Source organism: Candidatus Cloacimonadota bacterium, from assembly GCA_028706475.1.
Classification (GTDB): Bacteria; Cloacimonadota; Cloacimonadia; order Cloacimonadales; family Cloacimonadaceae; genus UBA5456.
The window spans coordinates 1-19854 of sequence record JAQWBI010000034.1 but is presented as its reverse complement, the minus strand read 5'-3'; the positions used below and the strand labels follow the sequence as shown (position 1 = coordinate 19854).

Annotated in this window: 16 protein-coding genes; 3 read left to right on the top strand and 13 right to left on the bottom strand. The window is 45.8% G+C overall.

All coding sequences use genetic code 11. The annotated features are described in order from the left end of the window. Positions 1–330: 330 nt before the first annotated feature. The 4 genes from PHF32_06810 to PHF32_06795 are packed head-to-tail and all read right to left on the bottom strand — an operon-like array spanning position 331 to position 6024. Entirely contained in the window at positions 331–1104 is a 774-nt protein-coding gene (locus PHF32_06810; GenBank protein MDD4560429.1) for a TSUP family transporter, read from the bottom strand. A gap of 1 nt (position 1105) precedes the next feature. Beyond that, a complete protein-coding gene (locus PHF32_06805) occupies positions 1106–4342 on the bottom strand; it encodes a hypothetical protein (GenBank protein MDD4560428.1) in 3237 nt (1078 codons plus the stop codon). Next, entirely contained in the window at positions 4342–4788 is a 447-nt protein-coding gene (gene umuD, locus PHF32_06800; GenBank protein ID MDD4560427.1) for a translesion error-prone DNA polymerase V autoproteolytic subunit, read from the bottom strand. The genes PHF32_06805 and umuD overlap by 1 nt, the downstream gene beginning before the upstream one ends. Positions 4789–4842: 54 nt before the next feature. Then, entirely contained in the window at positions 4843–6024 is a 1182-nt protein-coding gene (locus PHF32_06795; protein MDD4560426.1) for a hypothetical protein, read from the bottom strand. A gap of 297 nt (positions 6025–6321) precedes the next feature. Between PHF32_06795 and PHF32_06790 the strand changes: the two genes are divergently transcribed. Beyond that, positions 6322–6597, top strand: coding sequence for an HU family DNA-binding protein (locus tag PHF32_06790; protein MDD4560425.1), 276 nt, complete (start codon positions 6322–6324; stop codon positions 6595–6597). Between the two features lie 343 nt (positions 6598–6940). Here PHF32_06790 and uvrB read toward each other — a convergent pair whose 3' ends face one another. Beyond that, positions 6941–8953 carry an excinuclease ABC subunit UvrB gene (gene uvrB / locus PHF32_06785; GenBank protein ID MDD4560424.1) on the bottom strand — a complete coding sequence of 671 codons (2013 nt, stop codon included), beginning with the start codon at positions 8951–8953 and terminating at the stop codon, positions 6941–6943. Between the two features lie 125 nt (positions 8954–9078). On the opposite strand from uvrB, the gene PHF32_06780 reads away from it, so the two are divergent. Together PHF32_06780 and PHF32_06775 are read left to right on the top strand one after the other, a co-directional pair. Further along, on the top strand, positions 9079–9402 hold the full coding sequence (locus tag PHF32_06780) for a hypothetical protein (protein MDD4560423.1): 324 nt from the start codon (positions 9079–9081) through the stop codon (positions 9400–9402). Then, the gene (locus tag PHF32_06775) at positions 9399–9803 is read left to right on the top strand and encodes a nucleoside-diphosphate kinase (protein MDD4560422.1); all 405 of its coding nucleotides are present in this window, start codon (positions 9399–9401) and stop codon (positions 9801–9803) included. The genes PHF32_06780 and PHF32_06775 overlap by 4 nt, the downstream gene beginning before the upstream one ends. A 31-nt stretch (positions 9804–9834) precedes the next feature. On the opposite strand, the gene PHF32_06770 is transcribed toward PHF32_06775, so the two are convergent. From PHF32_06770 to PHF32_06735, 8 genes are all read right to left on the bottom strand, one after another. Beyond that, entirely contained in the window at positions 9835–11010 is a 1176-nt protein-coding gene (locus PHF32_06770; protein MDD4560421.1) for a SpoIIE family protein phosphatase, read from the bottom strand. After that, a complete protein-coding gene (locus PHF32_06765; protein MDD4560420.1) occupies positions 11007–12701 on the bottom strand; it encodes a [Fe-Fe] hydrogenase large subunit C-terminal domain-containing protein in 1695 nt (564 codons plus the stop codon). Before PHF32_06765 ends, PHF32_06770 begins: the two co-directional genes overlap by 4 nt. Further along, positions 12698–12940, bottom strand: coding sequence for a (2Fe-2S) ferredoxin domain-containing protein (locus tag PHF32_06760; protein ID MDD4560419.1), 243 nt, complete (start codon positions 12938–12940; stop codon positions 12698–12700). The genes PHF32_06765 and PHF32_06760 overlap by 4 nt, the downstream gene beginning before the upstream one ends. After that, entirely contained in the window at positions 12937–14937 is a 2001-nt protein-coding gene (locus tag PHF32_06755) for a [FeFe] hydrogenase, group A (GenBank protein ID MDD4560418.1), read from the bottom strand. The genes PHF32_06760 and PHF32_06755 overlap by 4 nt, the downstream gene beginning before the upstream one ends. A 13-nt stretch (positions 14938–14950) precedes the next feature. Beyond that, entirely contained in the window at positions 14951–16843 is a 1893-nt protein-coding gene (locus PHF32_06750) for an NADH-ubiquinone oxidoreductase-F iron-sulfur binding region domain-containing protein (GenBank protein ID MDD4560417.1), read from the bottom strand. Next, positions 16836–17336: an NADH-quinone oxidoreductase subunit NuoE gene (nuoE, locus tag PHF32_06745; GenBank protein MDD4560416.1), complete on the bottom strand. Its 501-nt coding sequence runs from the start codon at positions 17334–17336 to the stop codon at positions 16836–16838. Before nuoE ends, PHF32_06750 begins: the two co-directional genes overlap by 8 nt. A gap of 82 nt (positions 17337–17418) precedes the next feature. After that, positions 17419–18060 carry a redox-sensing transcriptional repressor Rex gene (locus PHF32_06740; protein MDD4560415.1) on the bottom strand — a complete coding sequence of 214 codons (642 nt, stop codon included), beginning with the start codon at positions 18058–18060 and terminating at the stop codon, positions 17419–17421. Positions 18061–18600: 540 nt separating this feature from the next. Further along, positions 18601–19329, bottom strand: a complete 729-nt coding sequence (locus tag PHF32_06735) for an XRE family transcriptional regulator (protein MDD4560414.1) — start codon at positions 19327–19329, stop codon at positions 18601–18603. Positions 19330–19854 lie beyond the last annotated feature (525 nt).

Below are 19854 nucleotides of genomic sequence, written 5' to 3'. Positions count from 1 at the left end.
TTTTCTGAGCAACAAATTCTCCCGACAAGCTCCTGCTGTAAAGCGGGAAATTTTTGATCAGAAAAAACGGCTGTTGCTGACCCATGTGTCACTCTTCTGCTGGTGTAAATTTCGGGGATAAGGTCAATTCCTATTTATCTAAGTTCGCTAGTGTATAAAGATCAACAAACTAGGTGCAAATTCTGAAAGCTGTTTAACATCTGAAGCTATCTTATTGACTGATAGAAGCTCTCGTAACATCACAAATGTTATATAGAAAGCTGGATCGATCAGATAACCTCATCAAACCGATTGATGGTATTGGTATAACCCTAGTTCAAGCACAATAATCTAATCGATTACATTGTACAATACTCTTCCCAGTAACAAGATTAAGGCCAGGATGAAGACCGGTTTGATGAGTTTGTTACCTCGCAACACCACCATGTGTGATCCGATGAGATTTCCAGCAATTCCACAAATGGCTGCAGGTATTGCCAGCGGATAATAGATTACTCCGGCTTTGGCAAAAGTGATAAGAGCGGCTACATTTGAAGCCAGGTTCACTACTTTTGTGATACCGTTTGCCCGCACAAAATCATAATGGAGCAAAGTCGAGTAGATGAGGATCAGAAAAGTACCCGTACCCGGACCAAAAAAGCCATCGTAGAAACCGATCACCAATCCTGCAACAGAACCCAGAGCCAGTCTGTATTCCAGTTTCAACAGATCAGCTTTGTCCTGAAAGCCCAGTTGTTTGCGGATCAGAGTGACGATGGTAATCGCAGGGATGAGGACGATAAGCAGATAGTTCAAGAATTTTGCTGATACGATAAGAGCGGTACTGGCTCCCATCCAAGACCCCAATAGTGCCATGCAGGCACTCAACAGGGCTACTGGGATATCAATCATGCCGGCCCTGAAATATCTGGAAGTGGCAAAAAAAGTTCCACAGCAAGAAGAGAACTTATTTGTTCCCAAAGCCATATGCGGAGGTATCCCCACGCTCCAATAGGCAGGCAAGGATATCAACCCGCCGCCTCCCGCAATTGCATCAATGAGGCCTGCCAGGAAAATAAAGGGCAGCACAATAACAAAATCCAAGGGACTGATCGAAAAAGGCATCCTACAACTCCGCTTTAAACTCCAGCTTAAGATTGTGTTTGGCATCGTCATCGGGATATTTTCCCATCCGGTATTCCAAACTGAATGAGCTGAAGTCGTTTATCCTATATATAATGGACAGATTTGCGTCTGCCAGCCAGCCTTCTCGTTTCTGAGGCAGAAACAGCAGAAAGGCATTACCTTCCCGATGATTGTAACCGAGGCTGAAGCTCATGGTAATCCGGTATTTCTGCATGAAGACACTACGCAGGGAACTGGATAGATATATATGCTTCAGGCTGTAGGTATCAATCTGTTGTTGTTGCTTCCCCTCTTCGTTTTGGTATCCACTTTCCACTTGGATTGTACTCTGCGGATTCAGTATCTTTTCTGTAAGGACAGAGGTTTTCCAGAGATTGGTTTCAGATTGATAGCGGCTTTCGTTCTGCTGTTCGTGAGCCAGGGCGATGCGAGTGTTCACATCATAGAAATCCCGAAAGTCAAATTGGAGTTGCTCTTTATTATCGCTCATGCGCTCATTATCTTGATAGCGTTGATCCATGCTTCGGTTTCGTTCCAGGCTGAGATTTGTCAATATGCGCCCACGGTACAAATCCAACCATAAGTTCTGTATGAGAGCCCTGCGACCATATATAGTATCATCGTTATATGAATGATCTGGTAGAAAGAGGTAGCTTTGCCACGCGGCTCCCTGGTCGCGTTGTTCATTGGCACTTACCGAGATATCGCTATGAATTCGTTGCCATAAAGGAGATTTAAGATACAGCCCGGGTTTCAAGTACAAACCTGCGGTCGCTGAAATCTCGGATGAGAGGCTTCCTGTGGGAGATGTGATGTACTCGTATATATATTCACCATCGTCCACCACAACTCCTGTGCTGTCGTATATACCCTGACTTGTGCCCACCCATACCAAGTCACGGATTTTGGGATAAAACTCTGTTTGGTTCAATTGATAATTTCCAAAGAGATTGAAAGCGCCTTTAAAGAGATTGTGGCTGGAGCGGAAAGCAAACAGATCGTAATTGCTCTTGGGATTGGTTTCACTGGTACGATTGTGGATGATGCGATGGCTGTAATCCATATCCAATCTGTGCTTTTCAAAATTGCTACTGTGTCTCATCATGTAGGTCTGTTGGGAATTGATTTCTTGCCAATCATTAACTTTTATACTGTTTATGTCTTCAGTATAGGATAATGTGGTCAAATGGTTCTTATTATTTACATCAAATGTCGGTTGCCATCTCATCAATCTCGTGCCCGGTAGTGATGTGTCTTCTTCTTCAAAACTGGAGTACAGCCCTGCCAGGCTAAGTCCCATTAGTCCATATCTCCAACCAATGTCTGCGCTATGATACATCAACATGCTGCTCTGCTTGCCCTTTTGATCTGATATTGTGTTTCTCAATTTCAAATACGGCAACCAAGCGCGGGCGGGGCTGTCTGAAGAAAAGCGGATGGCTCTTTGCGTGTAACGTGAACTGAGCTCCCGATATCGTATCAGCAAATCCGGTTTGAAGAAGTCTCCGATGTATGCCATACTCAGATCGATATTGCTCATTTGAAGGGAATCGCCATCGGCCAGAGCAGCAAAATCCTGTTCGGGGGCACCATCGCTACCAAATCTATAGGTATTGGCAAATCTGTGGCTGGCATCAAGTTTTGCCCTAAAGGGCTGATCCGGATTGGATAAGGCCAGCCATGCTGAGACGATACCCGCTGAGTTGTCATGATCATCTTTGGAGGAAAGAGTGTTTGCATCGTTGTAGCTATATAAACCGTCAATTCCACTACCCAGGTAGTCACCTTGGTAATTTATACTCAGCTCGATGTTACTGCGGGTGGCAGGGGCAATGATGGTCTTAACCGCTTGCCAAGAGCCGAGATTTGCTCCCACGTATCGGTATCTGCCCACAGAATACTCTTCATAATCACCGTTTCCCGGTCCCATATAGCTAAATACGACGTTGTATATAGCGCTGGAATCTCCTGGGGCATATTCATAGTAAGGATTGCCAATACCGTCGTATAGCAGGATATAATTGCCGCTGCCGGGCTCGGTCTCCATCACTCCATCTGTTACTACCATTCCATCTCCGGCTGCATTAAGGCTGTCCAGATCGGCATCGGTGAAGCTAAATAAAAGCGGATTATCCTTTGAATCTACCTGATGAACCATGTGATGGCTGATACTGAGACCAGGCAGGAGATTGAGCTTTGAGCTGCTGTAGTAATTCGACTGCTTGTAATTCTCATCCGAATACTGGAACCAGACATTTACGGAATTCAAGGAACTTACGATGCGACGGAACATTACGGAGCCTTCGCTGTAATCTATGTAGTAATCACTCCCGCGATCCAATTGTACACCGTCAACGTAGATTTGTTCAGTTCCAGCAACAACTATGAAACTGCGTTGAGTGGAGTTTGCGCTTAGATAATATGGCCCCTGCTTGCCATCAATTATGCTTATCTGCATAAAAGCGCGTTTACCGCTTGCTGCACTGAATGCCGCTGATAATTCATGTTCCGAGGAGTATGACGCAGCAATACCTTCCAGTTTGGTCTGATAATTCAAGTAACGGCTGTTTGTGTACTGCAGATCAAGGTCGCCCATCCCCAATTCCCACTTTTTGCCATAGACTCTCACGAACACCTGATCCAAGCTCGAGAGCTCCTTGCTGTCTCCTTCGGGACTAAGTTTACTCTGACTATCTGAGAGCTGGGCATTTATCTTTACCTCTTTGGAAATTTCACCATTTAGATTCACATACAGAGATTGCAGCAAATCTGTTTCTCCGGTTTCGGAAAAGCTGAGCGAGAATGTTTTGCTGCCGCTGATGTCGAGCTTGCTATTGGACGAGAACCAATCTCGGTTGTTTTGCTTTCTTACAATCTTTATGGTGTCTTGAATTGCAATTCTCTCATAAAGTCTGCGTTGTGTTGCAAGTTTGGGAGGGATAATCAGATAGCTCACAGAAAGATGTGAGCTATTTATGGGCTCTAGCAATGTCAGCTTGCCGGCTTTGTAATCGAATTTGTAATCAATATCCTTTACATAGGATAGGGAATCTCCGCTTACACTCTCGGAAAGCGATACTATGTTTGCATGGCTTAGTTTGTATGTGTCTTGGGTGGGCACCAGGCTGATGTTTTCCTGGAAGGAATAGTCAGAACCATACAGAGGTACAAAAAGTAGCGTTATATATATGGTAGTGAGACAAAATGCACGTAACATCAAAGCTGGTGGATTACAAAAGTAACAACTCCCCACACGATGAAATCCATCTCCTCGTCGATATGAATGGGTTGGAATTCCTCATTTTCGGGGATCAACCAGTATTGTCCGTCCTCAATCCGCAACCTCTTTAGCGTAAGCTCATTATCCACAATTGCAATGATTATGCTGTTGGATTGAGCTTCTATGGAGCGGTCAACTATCAAGAGATCACCGGGTTGAATACCTGCACCGATCATGGAATAGCCGTCTGCATACATAAAGAAAGTAGAAGAAGGATGGCGGATAAGATGCTCAGATATATCGAGCATGCCCTCAATATAGTCTTGGGCAGGTGAAGGGAAGCCGGCGGGGACTATTGCACCCACAATCGGTCGCGATACTTTCGTGCCTTCGCGACTTTGGTATATAGCCTTGATTGATCCGTCCGTCTTTAGTTTCTTCATATTAAAAAATCGGCGGACGAAAACGCATTCCGCCCGCCTATAGCTTTGTGTTTATTACTTAATTGCCTTCAGGATAGCCTGAGCTTGGTTCCCGTATTTGGGATCAGACGTGAGTCTTTCTAAATCGGCTTTAGCTGCAGTATTGTTCTTTTGCTGATAGTAGGAGATACCACGCAGTATACGGGCATCAGAGTTGTTGGGTTCTGAGTTTAACACGATGGTGCTGTATTGAATAACCTTACCCCAGTTCTTTACACTGTTATAGTGTCCGGCTATGGAAAGGGCAATCCGGGGATCAGGATTGATATTCACGGATTTTTCCAGGTATTCTATCATTTTGTTACGGTTGTTTAACTTATTATAGTTCTGGCCGATCTGGGAATAAACCACTGCCAGGATAGATGCTTCAGGTTGGGTTGCAACTAATTTCTCAAGATAGATATTTGCTTTCTCCCATTGGCTGTTTGCCCTATAGAAATTGGCAATGCGGGTGAATGTGTCAGCATCCGAACGCAAAGTTTCGGCTTTAAGATATGCTTTCTCTGCCTGTTCGATGTCGCCGGCTTGAGCATAACCATCGGCTAACATGATGTAGGCAGAAGCATCGTTGGACACAGTGGCATAATCTTCCAAAACCTGAAAAGCGCGAGCGTTGTCTTTGATATCATCCTTCAGTAAGAAGAACTTGGCATTCAGGACGTCGGCGTTGTTGGGATCCATTTCCAGAAGCTGGTCGTAATAACCCAATGCAGCTTCAAACTTGTGTGAACTCTTGGATGCGATTGCGAGGTTGTTTAGCGCTCCTTTCACATAGTCGTCCAGTTCTGTTTGGCTGATGCGTACTGGTTCATGATTTTTGTAGATATTCAGAGCGGTTTCATAGTGTTGGATGGCTTCATTATACATGCTGGCTTCGATGCTTTCATAGGCCAGATCAACATGTGTTTTTGCGATGTTGAGCTGCATGCTTTCGATGTTTTGAGCTATGGAATCGCCGGGGGATGCAGTAGGAGCAGCTTCAGTAAAGAGCTCAATCGCTTCATTAAAAGACATTATTGCAGCCTCAAACATGCCACCTTCATAGTTTTCTGCGCCGACAGCGGCCGCTTCTCGTGCAAGAACAAGGGGGTTTCTCGTCGGTTCAGGTTCCACTTCAATTTGTTTATTTGAGGAGCAAGCGCTCACAAGTATCAAAACCATTAGAGCGACAAGAGCGGGAATTCTGTGTTTCACCATTAAATCCTCCAGTTTTTTTTCTATGCGCATCATCTATAATGAGGTGATTCTGTCAACTTAAAAATAGGGGCTAGAGCCTTGACTTGAAAAAAAATAGGGATATTTGTGTATTATTTTGAACACTACCTATGTGAATGTCTTGCAATACTATATGTATATTTGTAAGCCCCGAATCGGGCAAATCGGCCTCAAATCAAGGCTACAAACGGATTTTTTTGGTTGACAGAATTTATAAGAGTGCATTCTCTATACTTTGAAATATCTCTAACGCTTATCTAAACTACAAGAGGAGGTAAAATGAGCAGAGATGAATTAGTTAAAAAGATCGCGTCCGATGCCGGCGTAACCCAAAAAGTAGCCGGTCTTGCACTTGCATCCGTTCTTGAAGGAATCACATTGACCCTTAAAAAGGGCGGAAAGGTTTCTCTGGTTGGTTTTGGCTCTTTCAGCGTTGCACACCGCAAAGCTCGTAAAGGCATCAATCCCAAAACCAAAGCTCCTTTGAAGATTCCGGCACGAAAAGTTCCTGTTTTCAAAGCGGGTAAAAAACTGAAAGACGCTGTCAAAAAGTAATACTTAACATTTTGACAACCAAAAAGAAAGGCAGAGCTTCGGTTCTGCTTTTCTCATTTTTCCAGATATTCATAGATGCTGTAAGCTTACCAATATTTCCCTCACAGAACACATCTCCAATGCCGTGTCTATCCCTTTGAATTACCGGGTGACGATGCAGATATCATCGGGTTATCATCGAGTGACCACTGCTTGATAACTGCCTTATATCCCGTTCAACTCAGCTTCAAGAAGAGCGGAAAGAAAGTGCCGTAGCTGCAGCATCATTATCTCTCAGCATACAGGATTAAGCAAGGCATCATAACTACCTGGGGCATCCCGTTTTTCGTCGGTACTGAGTTCGTTATTCAGGTTTGGTACTGTAATTTTGCAATTCCCAGATTCTGTCTCTCAACTCCGCAGCACGTTCAAAATCCAAGTTTGCAGCGGCTTTCTGCATTTCTTTTTTCAATAGTTCCAGTACTTTGGATACCGAATCCAGATCCAGATACTCTTGGAATTCTTCTTTTTGGGGCTTTTGATCTACATCTTCTTCTTTCTTTTCGTAGCCTTCTGCGATTGCGGTTGATTGCATGATCTGTTCTACAGTTTTCATGATGGTAGTAGGAGTAATACCGTGTTCAAGGTTGTAAGCCAGTTGTTTTTTGCGCCTTCGGTTGGTCTCGTCGATGGTATGTTGCATAGCATCGGTAATCACATCGGCATAGAATACTACCTTACCCTCAACATTACGGGCAGCTCTGCCGGAGATTTGGATTAAGGATCGGGCAGAACGCAGGAAACCGGTTTTATCGGCGTCCAGAATGGCTACTAAAGATACTTCAGGCAGATCAAGCCCTTCGCGCAAGAGATTAACTCCCACCAGGACGTCAAATTCTCCCAAACGCAATTCTCGGATCAATTTCGCTCTGCCAATACTGTCTATATCGCTGTGGAGGTATTTGCTACGCACTCCGGCTTTGTTCAGATATGTGCTGAGGTCTTCTGCCATACGCTTTGTGAGAGTCATCACCAAGACTTTATGACCTTTTGCCACTCGTTCCTTGGATTGCGCTATGAGGTCATCCACCTGATTCTTGATGGGTTTTACCTCAATTTCCGGATCTGTGAGACCTGTGGGGCGAATCACTTGCTCAACGATCTCACCGTTCGTCTTCTCCAATTCATAGGCTGAAGGAGTGGCAGAGACAAAGATCACATTGTTGAGATGGGTCTCAAATTCATCAAAGCGTAGCGGCCTGTTATCAAACGCAGAGGGCAATCTGAAACCGTATTCGATGAGGTTCTTCTTGCGTGTGAAATCTCCGCCGTACATACCATGAACTTGGGGTATGGTTGCGTGAGATTCGTCGATCACAAAGAGGAAGTCTTTCGGGAAGTAATCCAGAAGGCAGTTTGGAGGTTCTCCGGCTGCTGATCCCGTGAGGTGGCGACTGTAGTTCTCGATGCCGCTGCAAAAGCCAAGTTCACGCAGCATTTCGATGTCGAACATGGTGCGTTGTTTTAATCTGTCTGCTTCCACATAACGTTGATTGTCCAGATAGTATTGTACACGCTGATTCATTTCGGACTCAATGTTGTGCAATGCTTGCGCCATTTTATCCTCGTTCATGATAAAGTGTATGGCGGGATACACCGGATACTCCTCGACCGCACCCAAACTCTTGTATGATATGGGATGGAGCTTTTCCAGATTCACGATTTCATCACCAAAGAATTCCACCCGCAAACAGTGCTCCAGATAGGCGGGATATATATCTACGGTATCTCCACGGACTCTGAAAGCTCCACGTTCGAATGCGATGTCGTTGCGGGAATAATGAGCCGTAATGAGCTTTTTGAGCAATTCTTCCCGCTCCATCCGCATTCCTACTTTCAGGCGGATCAGCGCTTCCCGATACTCTTCGGGCACACCCAGGCCATATATGCAGGACACAGAAGCTACAATAATCACATCACGGCGTTCCATCAGGCTCATGGTAGCCCTTAGTCTTAGCTTCTCGATCTCGGAGTTGATATCCGAGTCCTTTTCTATATAGATGTCTTTTCCTGGGATATAGGCTTCGGGTTGATAATAGTCGTAATAGGAGATAAAGTACTCCACAGCGTTATCCGGGAATAGTTGTTTCAATTCACCGTAAAGCTGAGCGGCCAGGGTTTTATTGTGCGAGAGCACCAAAGTGGGGCGATTCAGCTTCTGTATCACATTGGCGATGGTGAAGGTTTTTCCGCTACCTGTAACCCCTAAAAGCACTTGAAACTGTTTGCCGTTTTGTACTCCGCTTACAAGTTCATCAATGGCTTGGGGCTGATCACCGGCGGGCACATAATCGCTTAGCATCTGGAAAGAGGACATCCTAACTCCATATGGTAGTTTTTTCTGAAATTCTACTTGACGTAAAGCAGAAGGAATTCAGTTTGGATACCAATAAATCAAGCAGATGCAAATCTGTCGAGAAAATTTAAACGGGAGTTCCGAAGATGCTGAACAACGCTGAATTACAGATCAATTTTGAAAACCTCTTGAAGCTGGGCTATGCCGTGATAGACATCCGGCATAAAGAATATGACCTCTGTGCAGATTCCCAAAAGCTCGTGATCGCGCGGGTCGATTCCGATCGGGATGAATTCTATCCGGATATGCTGAAGCTATATACGGGTCAGGATTTTAAAGCCGGCGAAGTCTTTGAAATCTGGACCGAGATTCTGCTCCATAAAGTCAAAATGAGTCAGGTTTTAAACCGCGACATCTCAATTAAAGTTGCTGCTCTGGATTATGTAGAGACCATATACGTAAAGAGATGATCGAGCGCAGTCTCTTTCTGATAAAACCAAACGCAGTTGCCCATCACCATGTTGGGCACATCATCAGCATACTTGAGGAACATCGCTTTAATATATTGAACATCAAACTATTCCGCTTTGATGAACAGCTTTGCCGGCTCTTTTATGCGGATCATCTGAACAAGGACTTCTATCCCCGGTTGGAGAGCTTTATGTGTTCGGGAGATACGGTTGCCTTGCTCTTGGAAAGAGAGAACGCTATCCATCTGCTCAGAGAGATCATTGGAGATGTGATTCCCGAAAAGCGGAAACCGGGTACTATTCGGGCTCTGTATGGCGATGGTATTACGGATAACGGGGCTCATGCTTCGGATTCCCCAGAAAGCGCACAGAGGGAAATAGCAATTATCTTCAGGCACTAGGGAAGCTAACTTTCTATAAACCTTTCAGGATCTATATGAAAACGATCCTGGTTGATTTCATATACTTCCTTTCCAGTACTTTGCAGAATTGCTTCATCAAGTTTCTGCGGATTTCCAGGTCTTTGGGAAGAGCGGGATCTTGATGAGCATCGTTGATCTTGGTACCCACCACGCATTCAATGATATCGCTATCCAAAAGGATTGTAATCAAGCGTTTGACAGCGTTATTCGGCATCTTGTCCGGAGAGAGGCCATCTTGCAGAGCGCTGAGACAGCGGGATAATGTGATCGTACCCTCACTCACCAGATCGAAGCCCTTCATCTCGGCACTGGGAGGCACATCAGAATTGGTCCTGATTTCTTTGAGATTCACCTTTATGGGTGTCTTCAACTCCCGGGAAAGGATTGCAGCAGTCGTACCTCCACAAACCAGTTTTCTGCCATCAAAGCTGCTTACGATTTCTGCCAATGTGCTGTCATGTTCCTTCTTGTAGGGAGGGCCAGTAACAAGCATTGTTCTACGCGGATTACGCAAATAGAGAGCGGCACAACTAATGTCGTCTGCTGCCTTGTTTCCATCATATTCCCGCGCTTTAAAAGTGACTCTGCGAGATATCTCACTGGCAGATATGGCAGGGCTTTCTTTGAGCAGCTTCTCCAGATACTTTTCAACTCCGCTTTCCTGCCATCCCAAGGGGAGGTGAGGTAGTCCCATTCCGGATTGAGTGACGCCATCAGAGAAATACAGTACTCTGTCGCCGGGCAAAAGGTCCAGTTCTGAATAGTATAAGTGGCTTTTGCGGAAGGTCTTGATAGGTATCTCCTGTTTTTCCACTGGAAAGCTGTTGCCATCTCTCAATAACACATAGGGTGGATTGTCGTGCTCAATAACCCTGATGTGACCGCTATTGCTGGCCTCTATGATGGTAAAGGTACTATATCCTATCTTTCTATATGAGCATACGGGGAGTGTTTCCAGGATGATCTCCGCAGCGCGCTTGATATCAACTTTCGAGGACATAAATCCTGCGGCCATTGTGGTGGTAAGCGTGGAAAGCACGCTGGCTTTGATTCCGCTTCCCAAACCATCTGCAAGCACACATATAATACCATTCTCATTTTTTATGCTGTAGAAAGTGTCTCCGCAGGAGAGATAACCGCTTTTACAGATATGAAAGTGGTCAACTTCCAAAAAGTATGAAGTCACTTTACCGAATCCTTGTCTGCAAAGCTCTGGATGATTGATGAGAGCAACACTTCGCTGTCAGCGGCGTTTTCTCCCAGTAGGAAAGCAATCTGTTGCACTGTAGTGAGGTTTTTTTTCATTACCTCGTTTGCTTTCTCGATAATCTGTTCGCTTTGAATCATCGGTTCGGTGATGTCCTGCAGAATCCCACCCAGAACTAGATGCTTTTGGATGGAGAAGAGGGTTAAGCGAATGATACGCCCGTTTCTGCGGATGTCCGTAATCTTTACTTCCGTTCCTTCTCTGAGAGCTTCTGCAAAGAGTTCGTGGAAATCCACCAGGCGTTCTAAATATGCCCCTTCCAGATTCGGGTCAGCTTCGGAGATGATGCTGGCGTCTCCACCGATGATCTTGATAAAGCGGTCGTTACTTTCTATGATCTTCAGGTTTTCATCAACGATCACTACACCAGAAGGCATAGCTTTGATCAGAGCAGTAGCTTTGTTTTGAGCGAGTTTGCGCAGGTAGGATACGCACATTGCGGGTTCGGCTTTCTCTTCGATTAAAGCGCAGGCAAATTCTTTGCAAGTGTTGTATCCGCAACCACCGCAATTAAGCTCTTCTTCTACACGCTTTTTCCCGATTCTTAACAATGCAGCTGCTATCTCCTGCTTGTCGTGAGCACATTTCTTTATCTCTCTCTCATGAAAAGTCTTCTCTATATCCAGAAATTTCATATCTCGCAATGGAGGAGCTGGTGGTGTAAGAGTCTGCACTTTATAACGTTTCTGAGCTATCGATCCTCTTTTGCTTACTCCCGGGCCGTTAACGCAACCGCCAACGCAGGCTAAAGCTTCCACAAATACCGGGTGGTTAAAACCCTGGGTATTGATTTCATCAAAAGCCTCTATTATCTCCCCGACCCCGGAGAAGCTCATAAATAAAGTATCTTCCGAAACGCCAAAGTACCTGATGCCTTCTGCCATACCACCGTCTATAGGATACAATCCGCCTTCTTCAGCAGCTTTTGGAACAAAGCCATCTTCAAGAGAAACCTCGTCCCAATTGATAATATTCAGATTGAACCATCTTCTCAGATCTACAAAAGTGAGAGCGACATCAAAGCTGTCTGTGCTTTCGTTCTTTTTGGCGATACAGGGCCCGATAAACACGATACCGATGTCTTTCCCATACTCTTCTCTCAAGAGCTTGCAATGAGCTTGCAGAGGAGAAGAAACAGGAGTTATGTAAGGAACCAGATCCGGATAATATTGTTCAATGAGGTGGATCATGCTGGGACATGCGGAAGATATCATCAGCGGGTTTTCTTTCTCACGGAGCAATTGAGCGCAGGCAGATGACACCACCTGCGCTCCCAATGCTGTTTCCGACACACCGGCAAAACCAAGGCTACGGATAGCCCCGATCAGTTTTGCTTCATTCATTCCATTGAACTCTGTTCTGAAAGATGGAGCAAGAGACACATACACTTGCTTCTTGTCTTCCAGCAACTGCATTGCCAATCCCAGATCATCCCTGATCTTTTTAGCTCCCACTGGGCATACTTCCGTGCAGCGACCGCAGAGGATACACGCTTCAGGCATTACCTGAGCGCTGCCGTCCACTACCCGGATAGCCTTAACCGGGCATTCCCGGACGCATTTATAACAATCCTGACATTGTGTTTTTTCGGTGTAAATCGGTCTGTTCATAGTTCTATTAGTTCTTTCCTGAGTATCTCCGGCAATTCCTCTCCACGTACTTCGTGGTATTCATTGCCGTTGATGGTAATGTTTGGTCCCCGATGGCATTGCCCCATACAGAGCGAGCCTTCGATATGCACACTATCGAGTATCCCGTGATTTTTGAGAAACTCCTCGATCACACGGAGGTTATCTCTGTTTTCACGGGCAAAACACGAGCTCCCCATACAGATCAGGATCTTCTTCATTTTAGTCTCTTTTCCGCTTCTTTGCTGATGAGATTTTTGACTTGCTCAAGAGTGGCTTTGTGGATCACTTCGTCGCCGATTCTCACATTGGGGCCTTTATCGCATTTTTCGCTGCAGAAAGTGGCGGCGATATCGAAATGGCTTCCCCAGGCGTTTTCTTCCACCATTTGCAGAGTTTTGGCCAGGATGTCCTGAGAGCCTTTGAGGTAGCATGATGTTCCCACACATACTCTTATTTTGCAGCGATCCTCACTACCTATACCAGAGAAAGATAATTCAGCGTCATCAATACGCTTACGATGCTTGTATGCAGTGTGCAGCAATTCATGAGCCTTGTGACTATTAGGATTGTCCAGCAAAGTCTCATAGAGTTCGTTGATAAAGGGGTTGTCCTGAGCTCTGTGCATGGGCATGGTTTTATCTGCGTGATATAGGGCTGTAGTACGTTCCTTGCGTTTATTACGATCCATCACGATGGGTTGTCCTGCTCCTCCAGTGCATCCGCCAGGGCAGGCCATCACTTCCACGATATCGTATTTTGCTTCTCCCGCAAGGATCCGATCGCACAGCTGCTGAGCATTCTTTATTCCATATACTACGGCCATCTTCAGATTGCCATCTGCCAGAATGGCTTCACGTACTCCGGAATCGCCCCGCACTTCCTGCAGAACGATGTTTTCCGGTACCGGGATGGAGAATTTGTCGGCAGCATATCGCAGAACCGCTTCGGACACACCACCGCTATTGCCAAATATCATTCCTGCTCCTGTAGCAAAGCCCATGGGCAGATCCATGGATTCCGGTTCCAATGCATCAAAATCTATACCGGCTTCCTTGATCATTTTGCCTAGTTCCTGAGTGGTTAGAGCAATATCTACATCTGCAATGCCATCATGAGTGAATTCAGGACGCTTGCATTCGTACTTTTTGGCAGTACAAGGCATAATGGATACTACAATCAAGTCCTTTTTATCCACTTTCAGCATTTCCGGCAAACGCTCTTTTGCAATAGATCCAAACATTTGTTGGGGAGAACGGCAACTGGAAAGATTTCCCAACAACTGCGGATAGCTCTGTTCAGCATACTTCACCCAAGCAGGACAGCAGGATGTGAAGATAGGTAGTTGTTCTCCTTTGGTCTTGCGGGCGATGAATTCATTGGCTTCTTCCACTACTGTGAGATCCGCTGCAAAAGCAGTATCATAGATATGATCAAAACCGATAATGCGCATGGCAGCAACCATTTTGCCCGTAGTATTGTCGCAGGCGGGAAGGTTGAACATCTCACCAAGAGCAACTCGTACAGCCGGTGCGATCTGGGCAACAACTGTCTTTGAGGGATCGTGAATGGCTTTCCAGGTCTGAGAAATATGACTTTTTACCACAATTGCACCCGTGGGGCACACAGCAGCGCACTGTCCGCAATTAATACAATCTACCTGAGCTAAGCTTTTGCCATAAGCTGCAGCTACATTCACATTTTGTCCCCGAGCGGCAAAGTCTATGGCACCGATTCCTTGTATTTCACTGCAGAATCGCACGCAATCACCGCAGAGGACGCATTTATTGGGATCTCTCACTAGACTTTCGCTACCCAGATCTTTCGGTTTTGCTTGCCTTGTTTTGCGAAAGCGTACCTTATCGATGTTTAGTCTGTTTGAAATATCTCTAAGCTTACAATCGCTAGCACGAGAGCATTTTGGGCATTCCTGATCGTGGTTTGCCAGCAGCATCTCCACGATCGTTTTACGTAGTTTCAATATTTGCTCGGTATGAGTTTTGATTCTCATACCTTCAAAAGGTGCGGTGGAACATGATGTCACCAAACCGCGTCCCTCAACTTCTACCATACACAGTCTGCATGCTCCATACAGACTCAGCTCGCTATGATAGCAAAAAGTGGGGATATCGATATGCGCCTTACGCGCCAGTTCAAGGATATTTTTCTCGTCTTCCCAAAGTACGGGACGGTCATTTATATATACATATCTTTCCATTTTAATCTCCTGATTAGCTGATGGCTTTGAATTTGCAGGTGGCAATACAGGCTCCGCACTTGATGCAGACCATAGGATCGATAGCATGCGGCTTTTTAACCTCACCAGAGATGGCTCCAACAGGGCAAACCCGTGTACACAATGTGCAGCCCCGGCAAAGAGCGGGATCTATGCTGATGGGACTGAGGGCTTTACAAGTCTTTGTGGGACAATACTTCGCTTTTACGTGTGCTTCATACTCGTCCATAAAATAGCGCATCGTGGAGAGAACGGGATTGGGGGCAGTCTTGCCCAAACCACACAGGGATGTAAGCTTCACGGCTTGTCCTGCTTCCTTCAAGAGTTCCAGGCTTTCTTCGTCTGCTTCACCTTTGGTGATATCTTCCAATATCTCCAGCATCTGCCGTGTCCCTTCTCGGCAAGGGACACACTTTCCGCAGGATTCGTGCTGAGTGAAAGTCATGAAGTAGCGGGCGGTTTCCACCATGCATGTGCTATCGTTCATCACAACCATTCCACCGGATCCCACCATGGCTCCGATCGAGCCGAGGGAGTCGAAATCAAGTGGTAGATCCAAGTGTTCGCGAGTGAGGCAACCACCGCTGGGACCGCCGATTTGTACTGCCTTGAAGGCATCGTTATTGATCTTGCCGTCCTTATCCAACACACCGCCGCCGATCTCGAAGACGATCTTACGAAGAGTGGTACCAAGAGGTACTTCAATCAATCCTGTATTGGCTACATGACCGGTAAGTGCGAAGGTCTTGGTTCCGGGAGATTTTGCTAATCCTACCTTGCGATAGTTCTGTGGGCCTTGTTGCATTACAATCGGTACTAAAGCCAGGGTTTCCACGTTGTTGATAATCGTGGGCTTGCCAAAGAGGCCTTTCTGAGCTGGGAATGGTGGTTTGGGCGAGGGCATGCCACGTTTGCCTTCGATCGATGCCAAAAGGGCGGTTTCTTCCCCGCAGACAAATGCTCCGGCTCCTTCCATCACGGAGATGTGGAATGCTTTTCCAGTACCAAAGATATCGTCTCCCAAGATGCCGTATTCTTCGGCTGTTGCTATGGCTTCCCGGATTCTGGAACAAGCCAGAGGATACTCCATGCGTACATACACATATCCTTCGTTTGCTCCGATGGCGCGGGCAGCGATCAGCAGGCCTTCTACTACGCTATGGGGATTGCCTTCCAATATGGAACGATCCATAAACGCACCAGGGTCACCTTCATCTCCGTTGCAGACTACATATTTCTTTTCATTATCTTCTTTGCGGGCAAAATCCCATTTCAGACCGGTTAGAAAACCGCCACCACCACGACCGCGCAATCCACTTTCCTGATACAGTTTGCACAATCCTTCAGCATCGTATTTTGTATAGGCGTCACGAGCTGCAAAGTATCCGCCATGAGCGATGTACTCGGCGATGTTGGTGGGATCCACTTTACCGCAATCCTTCAATCCGGTACGTTGTTGTTTGGTGTAAAAAGGAATCTCGGTTGGGCCCTTATACGCTGTGCCGGTTACGGGATCATGATACAGTAAACGCTCTATTACGTCGTCTTTTACGATCGACTGAGCCACAATCTCTTCAGCGTCTTCGGGCTTCACATGTCCATATAGAATTCCTGCCGGTTCGATGGTTACCAAAGGGCCAACCTGACAGAAACCCTGACATCCGCTACTGATCATATATACATCATGATGTTTATGTTCTTTGGGATCATGAGATTTCAGGGATACGGTTACTTCCAGCCCGCTAAGAGCAATGGCATTTTTGAGGGCTTCAAACACTTTCAATGAACCATTGGCAATACATCCGGTTCCGGCACATACGATTATGCGCTTGTCACACAGAGCTCGCGCTTCGTTATAAGCATCACGGATTTGTTCGAGTTTAGGCATTTTCTTTCTCCTTCTCTTCGATGCTGCTGATCAGTTGTAAGGCTTGTTCCGGGGTCATTTGGCCGTGAACTTCGTCGTCAATAACCAGTACAGGTGCCAATCCACATGCGCCCAGACAGGATACGGTTTCAAAAGTGAACATCATATCGTCGGTAGTAATCTTTTTTGCGCTGAGATTCAGTTTCTTGCGGATGGCATCGATTACTGCTGAGGATCCCCGTACGTGGCAGGCTGTTCCATCGCACATCCTGATGATGTGTTTGCCCTTGGGTTCCAAAGAAAAGTGGCTGTAAAAGGTTGCAACGCCATACAGTCTGGCAGGGGAAATGCGCAGAGATGTGGCAATGAAAGTAAGAACTTCCTGAGGCAGGTAACGGTATTCTTCCTGTACTGCCTGCAGGATTGGGATGATCTTGGATTCGCTTCTGTCGAAACGATCCAGTATGTCGATCACCTTGTTGAAGCTGTGAGCGGCTGTGTATTCGGCACTCATTTTAACTCCTGTATATCTATTTTTTAGTGTTTTTCGGGAATAAGGGATTTTGTATATTTTTGGGATTAATCGTTATAACTGCTTAGGCTTTGTCGATATGTAACCTTTCAGCTATTCTACGTGAAAGCACTGCCAAGGATGAACTCATGTCCACATTCTCTACTATGATATCCTCCGGAAGACTCAATTTGGCCGGAGTAAAGTTCCATATTGCCAATACGCCATTTGCAACCATTTGATCTGCAATGTCCTGAGCTGCTTCACCAGGAACTGTCAAAATACCGATGTGAACATGGAGGCGGGAAAGCAGGTTGCTAAATTTGTCCATCGAATGGATCGGGATACCCTGATAATAGGTACCTGCAAGTTCCGCACTCTTATCAAATGCCGCAATTATCCGCAGACCCTTCTTCGTCAATTCCTGATAACCCATCAGAGCTTTTCCCAAGTGTCCCACGCCAACTAAAAAGCAGGACGATATGTCATTCCAATTCAGGCAGCTCTCGATGGCAATGATCAGTTGCTCGATATTGTGCCCGATCTTGGGTGTGCCAACCACTCCTGTGAAAGATAGGTCTTTGCGTACTTGGGTCATGTGGACGTCCGTGAAGACGGCAATTTTGGTGGCAGAAACCATCTTCAGCCCGGCACGCTTAAATTTGTATAAAGCTTCCAGGTACTTTGGCAAGCGCTTCAATGTCAAAAGCGGTATAGCGTCCATCATATCTCCTTTGCTGCTTTTTTTCTGACGAATCAGAGTTTCGTATTCAGCTTTCTTGTATCAATAAAAAAATATCGTATTATCCTGTCAAGAGAAATCTACTCTAGAAATATCGATTGAAGCCTAATCGACAGCTAAACAAGCAGATAGAAGAATGATAATCTGCAAATCTGGACATCATACAAATAGGCTACAGCATAAAAAAAGTGGAAAACCAGGACAGAGATGACTTATGCATGTATTTAGTGATGATACGTTTTCTTGGGTGATTTGCCAACAAGATGGTGATGCCCCTCATAAATATGGTTGAAAACAATAGTAACTCCATGTAACATATAAAGAGTCACCCAAAACTGCAAATGGGCGTCGGTGTGACAAATGGGGATAAGGCTTTGATTGGTGTGGACTTATGACGGACTGGTTTTAGACTGTGTCACAGCGAGCTTTGGACTTTTTTGGACGTTTTTGATCACCATTTCTGCAAATTTGGACTGATTTTGGACTGGTTTCGGATATCCTTGTTTTACAGTGAATTAGCCCTGATCAGTAAACCCGCAACTGGACAGCAAGTGTGCCGAGCAGAAAAACGTCTCTCGTCTGATCATGGTCTAATATAAGAGTCTTATAGTCTGAATTGATCGGTTCGAGCAGTAGCGATTGTCCTCTGCGATCGAACTTTACACGTTTGAGAGTGATGCCTCCATCGACCCGGACGGCACAGACCAGGTTTTCCACCTTATCCCACTCAGTTGTCTTAAATATCAATACGATATCATCATTCATGATCTGGGGAGCCATACTGCTGCCTCGCACCATGAAGGCCATGTAGTTAGGAGCGCCCAGCGGGATGTAAGTATTCGGTATTTCAACCTGTAAGCGGTTTTCCTTATCCTCGAACACTTCAGTGGGGGTTCCGGCGGAAATTTCCGCTAGGATCGGGAACACTGAAGAACGAATGTAAGTATCTCCCCGTTCATCAATTAGCAGTTGCCTGCCACTGACGATCTGGTAACGGTCATTACGCGGGATGTTGGAATCATGCTCCCAGGGGCCGGGTATCATCATGGGTCCCTCACCCTTCAAAAGCCAGTTGATATTCACGTTTTGATCTGCCAGTTTCCTTAAGAATCCGGCATCAGGATCACGTTCATCAGTCTTGTATCTGATGACTGAGTTCTTGGAAACGCCGAAATTTTCGGCAAATTCCCACTGTTTCAAACCCATTGATTTCATTAGTACTTGTATGCGCTCGCCAATGGTCTGCACTTTCATATATCCCCCTTAGGGCACTTTTAGCTGTTGACAAATACCCATATAGGTATCATTGTGTATCTGTGAACAAGCTAAATACCCAAGCGGTTCCGGTCAAGAACTAAATTTCATAGTGTGATTCTGCGGCGGATTTTTCCGCCGGTGTACATGGGTTGCGACTAAGTTCCCGCTTTCGCAGAAAGGACTTCCCAAGTTGTTGCGATGCAGTAATGTAGAGACCAATAACTTATTAAGGGAGGTGCTTATGAAAGCAAGCACTTACAAGAGCAGGACGAGAGGGCAGAAAATGTCACAGTGTGACAAAAAGCTCGGTGTGACACGTGTCACAGCGACGCCCATACGGGGACGAGAGCACTTAAAGCTATTAACGAGAATGAGTAAAGAGCATGTCACAGCGTCCGACGGTGTGACAAAGGGTAATTTGCTCGGTGTGACACGACATAATGCCAAATTTGTCACAGCGAGGGTAATTCAAACTGGCATCTATATTACGAGACTGAGAATGAGCAAGAGAATGATTAAGGC

Bases quoted from the DNA above. Each gene is read 5' to 3' on its own strand.
- PHF32_06810 (MDD4560429.1), bottom strand. From the start codon at position 1,104: ATGCCTTTTTCGATCAGTCCCTTGGATTTTGTTATTGTGCTGCCCTTT.
- PHF32_06805 (MDD4560428.1), bottom strand. From the start codon at position 4,342: ATGTTACGTGCATTTTGTCTCACTACCATATATATAACGCTACTTTTT.
- umuD (MDD4560427.1), bottom strand. From the start codon at position 4,788: ATGAAGAAACTAAAGACGGACGGATCAATCAAGGCTATATACCAAAGT.
- PHF32_06795 (MDD4560426.1), bottom strand. From the start codon at position 6,024: ATGGTGAAACACAGAATTCCCGCTCTTGTCGCTCTAATGGTTTTGATA.
- PHF32_06790 (MDD4560425.1), top strand. From the start codon at position 6,322: ATGAGCAGAGATGAATTAGTTAAAAAGATCGCGTCCGATGCCGGCGTA.
- uvrB (MDD4560424.1), bottom strand. From the start codon at position 8,953: ATGTCCTCTTTCCAGATGCTAAGCGATTATGTGCCCGCCGGTGATCAG.
- PHF32_06780 (MDD4560423.1), top strand. From the start codon at position 9,079: ATGCTGAACAACGCTGAATTACAGATCAATTTTGAAAACCTCTTGAAG.
- PHF32_06775 (MDD4560422.1), top strand. From the start codon at position 9,399: ATGATCGAGCGCAGTCTCTTTCTGATAAAACCAAACGCAGTTGCCCAT.
- PHF32_06765 (MDD4560420.1), bottom strand. From the start codon at position 12,701: ATGAACAGACCGATTTACACCGAAAAAACACAATGTCAGGATTGTTAT.
- PHF32_06760 (MDD4560419.1), bottom strand. From the start codon at position 12,940: ATGAAGAAGATCCTGATCTGTATGGGGAGCTCGTGTTTTGCCCGTGAA.
- PHF32_06755 (MDD4560418.1), bottom strand. From the start codon at position 14,937: ATGGAAAGATATGTATATATAAATGACCGTCCCGTACTTTGGGAAGAC.
- PHF32_06750 (MDD4560417.1), bottom strand. From the start codon at position 16,843: ATGCCTAAACTCGAACAAATCCGTGATGCTTATAACGAAGCGCGAGCT.
- nuoE (MDD4560416.1), bottom strand. From the start codon at position 17,336: ATGAGTGCCGAATACACAGCCGCTCACAGCTTCAACAAGGTGATCGAC.
- PHF32_06740 (MDD4560415.1), bottom strand. From the start codon at position 18,060: ATGATGGACGCTATACCGCTTTTGACATTGAAGCGCTTGCCAAAGTAC.
- PHF32_06735 (MDD4560414.1), bottom strand. From the start codon at position 19,329: ATGAAAGTGCAGACCATTGGCGAGCGCATACAAGTACTAATGAAATCA.